4 protein-coding genes are annotated in these 3,504 nt (G+C 61.6%); all 4 read left to right on the forward strand.

Annotated elements, in window-relative coordinates:
• Positions 1-95 (forward strand): hypothetical protein (locus PMI31_RS31590; protein ID WP_008023834.1); only part of this gene is annotated, 95 nt, incomplete at its 5' end.
• 89 nt (positions 96-184) lie between these two features.
• Entirely contained in the window at positions 185-1,390 is a 1,206-nt protein-coding gene (hutI, locus tag PMI31_RS29340) for an imidazolonepropionase (RefSeq protein WP_008023836.1), read from the forward strand.
• 10 nt (positions 1,391-1,400) lie between these two features.
• Positions 1,401-2,204 carry an N-formylglutamate deformylase gene (gene hutG, locus PMI31_RS29345; protein ID WP_008023839.1) on the forward strand — a complete coding sequence of 268 codons (804 nt, stop codon included), beginning with the start codon at positions 1,401-1,403 and terminating at the stop codon, positions 2,202-2,204.
• A 234-nt stretch (positions 2,205-2,438) separates the two neighbouring features.
• A complete protein-coding gene (gene choX / locus PMI31_RS29350; RefSeq protein ID WP_008023840.1) occupies positions 2,439-3,386 on the forward strand; it encodes a choline ABC transporter substrate-binding protein in 948 nt (315 codons plus the stop codon).
• Positions 3,387-3,504: the final 118 nt, after the last annotated feature.

Below are 3,504 nucleotides of genomic sequence, written 5' to 3' on the forward strand. Positions count from 1 at the left end.
GCTTCTTTGCGCCGGACATCAATGCGGCGACGGAGTTGTTGGCGTCGCGCTGCCTGACCGAGCTGGTTTCGGCGAAGTTGCTGCCGAGCCTGTGATGGCCCCTTCGCCGGCAAGCCGGCTCCTACAAACCCTGTAGGAGCTGGCTTGCCAGCGAATCGATTTAGAAATTTGTGGAGACTAAGGGATGAAAACCCTCTGGCAACACTGCCACGTTGCAACCATGGCGCAAGGCGTCTACTCGATTATCGAGGACGCGGCCATCGTGACGTCCGGTGCGCTCATTGAGTGGATCGGCCCGCGCGCTGACCTGCTGGCGGGCGAGTACCCGGTGGTCAACGATTTGAACGGGGCCTGGGTCACGCCGGGCCTGATCGACTGCCACACCCACACGGTGTTCGGTGGTAACCGCAGCGGCGAATTCGAGCAGCGCTTGCAAGGCGTCAGCTATGCGGAAATTGCCGCCAGCGGTGGCGGCATCGCCAGCACCGTGCGCGCCACCCGTGCGGCCAGCGAAGACGAACTGTTCGCCAGCGCCGCCAAGCGCCTGAAAAGCCTGATGCGCGATGGTGTCACCAGCATCGAAATCAAGTCCGGCTACGGCCTCGACCTGGCCAACGAACGCAAGATGCTGCGGGTCGCCCGTCGCCTCGGCGCCGAACTGCCAATCAGCGTGCGCAGCACCTGCCTGGCCGCTCACGCCTTGCCGCCGGAATACAAGGATCGCGCCGACGACTACATCGATCACATCTGCGCTGACATGCTCCCGGCCCTGGCCGCCGAAGGGCTGGTCGACGCTGTGGATGCATTTTGCGAGTACCTGGCGTTTTCCCCGGCGCAGGTTGAACGTGTATTCATTACCGCTCAGAAACTGGGCTTGCCAGTGAAACTGCACGCCGAGCAGTTGTCGTCGCTGCACGGTTCGAGCCTGGCGGCGCGTTACCACGCGTTGTCCGCCGATCACCTCGAGTTCATGACCGAAGACGACGCCATCGCCATGGCCGAGTCTGGCACCGTCGCAGTACTGTTGCCCGGCGCCTTTTATTTCCTGCGCGAAACCCAATTGCCGCCTATGGAAGCCCTGCGCAAGCACGGCGTAAAGATCGCCATTGCCAGCGACCTCAATCCGGGTACCTCGCCAGCGCTGTCATTGCGCCTGATGCTGAACATGGCCTGCACCTGTTTCCGCATGACCCCGGAAGAAGCCTTGGCCGGTGCAACGATCCACGCCGCTACCGCGCTGGGCATGGCCGACACCCACGGTTCGCTGGAAGCTGGCAAAGTCGCGGATTTCGTGGCCTGGCAAATCGATCGTCCGGCCGACCTGTCGTACTGGCTGGGCGGCGACCTGGAAAAACGCGTCGTGCGTCACGGCGTCGAGACAAGTCTGTAGGAGAGCAGCTGTGGATAAGGTTCTGAACTTCAAACAAGGCCGCGTACCGCTGCTGATCAGCATGCCCCACGCGGGCGTGCGCCTGACTCCGGCGGTCGAGGCCGGGTTGATCCCGCAGGCGAAAAGTCTGCCGGACACCGACTGGCACATCCCGCAGCTTTATGACTTCGCCGCTGAACTGGGTGCCAGTACCCTGGCTGCCGAATACTCGCGGTTCGTCATCGACCTGAACCGTCCATCGGACGACAAGCCTTTGTACGTGGGTGCGACCACCGGCCTGTACCCGGCCACGCTGTTCGACGGCGTGCCGTTGTTCCGTGAAGGGCTGGAGCCTTCGAAAGAAGAGCGTGCGACCTATCTGCAACAGATCTGGACGCCGTACCACAGCACCCTGCAACAGGAACTGGCGCGATTGAAGGCCGAGTTCGGTTATGCGCTGCTGTTCGATGCGCACTCGATCCGCTCGCTGATCCCGCACCTGTTCGACGGCAAACTGCCGGACTTCAATCTCGGCACCTTCAACGGCGCCAGTTGCGATCCGCAGTTGGCGACGCAACTCGAAGCGATCTGCGCGCGTCATGACAATTACACCCACGTGCTGAACGGACGCTTCAAGGGCGGCCACATCACCCGCCATTACGGCAACCCGGCCGAGAACATCCACGCCGTGCAGCTGGAACTGGGGCAGTGCACCTACATGGAAGAGTTCGAGCCATTCCGTTATCGGGCGGATCTGGCGGAGCCGACGCGGGTGGTATTGAAGGAACTGCTGCAAGGCTTGTTGGCCTGGGGCAAAAAACACTACAACGCATAACCCCTGTAGGAGCGAGCTTGCTCGCGAAAAACGTCAGGTCAACCTGTGCATTCAGGCAGCCCGCGTCATCGTTGTCCTCCATCGCGAGCAAGCTCGCTCCTACAGACAGTCGCCACCGTGCAAAACACGGTCGCCTCAGTTCGCTTTTGCCGCTCGTCTGCTGCGTAATGTTTCGGCCACGGTGCACATAGACACCGGCCCGACAATAATCCGCTGCCGCACGAGATCATCCCGATGAAAAGACTGTTTACCCGCTGTCTCTCAATCTTCTGCGGCACCGCTCTGTTGAGCGCCGGTGCCATGGCCGCGGACGACGCCTCCTGCAAAACCGTGCGCATGGGCGTGGTCAACTGGACCGACGTGATCGCCACCAGTGGCATGGCCGATGTGCTGCTCAACGGCCTCGGCTACGAAAGCAGGCAAACCAGCGCCGTGCAGCAAATCATCTTCGCCGGCATCCGCGACAAGCGCCTGGACATCTTCCTGGGTTACTGGAAACCGGCGATGGATAAAAATATCGCCCCGTTCGTGGCTGCCAATCAGCTGAAGGTCATGGAAAAACCGAGCCTGGCCGATGCCCAGGCCACCCTCGCGGTTCCGGACTATGTGGCGGCGGCCGGGCTGAAAACCTTCGCGGACATCGCCCGCTTCAAGGATCAGCTCGGCGGCAAGATCTACGGCATCGAGCCAGGCAGCGGCGCCAACACCACCATCAAGACCATGATCGAGACCAATCACTTCGGCCTGAAGGACTTCAAACTGATCGAGTCCGGCGAGGCCGGGATGCTGGCGGCCGTGCAGCGGGCGGTGAATCGCAAGGAGTTCGTGGTATTCGTCGGCTGGACCCCGCACCCGATGAACATCAATATGAACATCGCCTATCTGACCGGCAGCGAAGATGTCTACGGTCCGAATGAAGGCGCCGCAACCGTCTCCAGCGTGACTGCCCCGGATTACGCCGAGCGCTGTCCGAACGTCAATCGGCTGCTGGAAAACCTGACGTTCACTGCAGCCCAGGAAAGCCAGTTGATGGTGCCGATCATGGAGCGCCAGACGGCTCAGGATGTTGCGAAAAAATGGCTGCGTGAGCATCCCGAGGACTTGCAGCGTTGGCTGGCGGGCGTCAGCAGTTTCGATGGCAAGGATGGCGTGGCGACGGTTCAGGCCAGTCTGAAAAACTGACACCAAAACCCTGTAGGAGCGAGCTTGCTCCGGGCGGCGTTCCGACGATAAACCCGAGAACGCCGCGGGGTATCAGGCTCACCGCGTTATCGTTGACGACCATCGCGAGCGAGCTCGC

The organism is Pseudomonas sp. GM55 (assembly GCF_000282395.1).
Taxonomy (GTDB): Bacteria; Pseudomonadota; Gammaproteobacteria; order Pseudomonadales; family Pseudomonadaceae; genus Aquipseudomonas; species Aquipseudomonas fluorescens_CC.